We start from the raw sequence: 717 nt of genomic DNA, 5'->3' as shown, positions 1-717 counted from the left end.
GAGCCGATGCACTGCTCAGCCAGATTACCGGCCAAGGCTACCATAATAACCGAGCACGATACGACGCCGAAGTGCCCAACACCGATGACCCAGAACTCTTGGAGCGAGCAAAACAGGCCACCTCCTTTGTTAATGGCAGAGGTAGCAATCCCTTTAGCGGCTTGTCTCAAGATCAATTAGTACTGATTATTTATGACGATAGCGGAACATTTACGGCCAATGAGCGACGTGCAGCTTGGCAAGAAGATTATGACCAGCGACAGGAATGGAAACAGGCAGTTATAGCTCGCGGAAAATTGGAGTACAGCCAAACCGGGAAAATGACCGAATTCTTTAAAGAAGTGCTGGGTAATTACAACGAGCTGCCCCCTATCATGCAGGCACAATACCCCGATTTCTATGCACCACGCCTTGAACACCTGATCGAGATGGATTTCAACTTTATGACCCACCGCGCCGAAGGCAAAGGGGCTCCTGAAGATATTTTTGAAATATTAATGTCCAGTGAAGACTTCGCTAACCTTGGTAAACGCTTTGTTAACTCAAAAGTTTAATCAGAGTCTACTGAAGACTTTAATCGTATAAATAACGAAAACGCTGCTAAGCGGAGCTTTATATCAACACATCAAAAAAATAGTAGCCAACAAGCCCCTCTAATCGCAACTCGATAAAAATAAAATAATTCGCAGCAAAAACTTTTTATGTTAAAAATGCACA

The 717-nt window shown here is 44.1% G+C and carries 1 protein-coding gene; it reads left to right on the top strand.

The window, feature by feature from the left end; all coding sequences use genetic code 11:
* Nucleotides 1-554, top strand: a 554-nt coding sequence (locus tag ACT3R4_RS18450; RefSeq protein ID WP_496201877.1) for a hypothetical protein, incomplete at its 5' end; no start/stop codon positions are given.
* Nucleotides 555-717: the final 163 nt, after the last annotated feature.

It is taken from the genome of Halomonas sp. AOP7-E1-9 (genome assembly GCF_052376035.1).
Lineage (GTDB): Bacteria > Pseudomonadota > Gammaproteobacteria > Pseudomonadales > Halomonadaceae > Vreelandella > Vreelandella citrativorans.
Note: the sequence above shows the minus strand (reverse complement) of the source record. Positions and strands in the feature narration are given on the sequence as shown.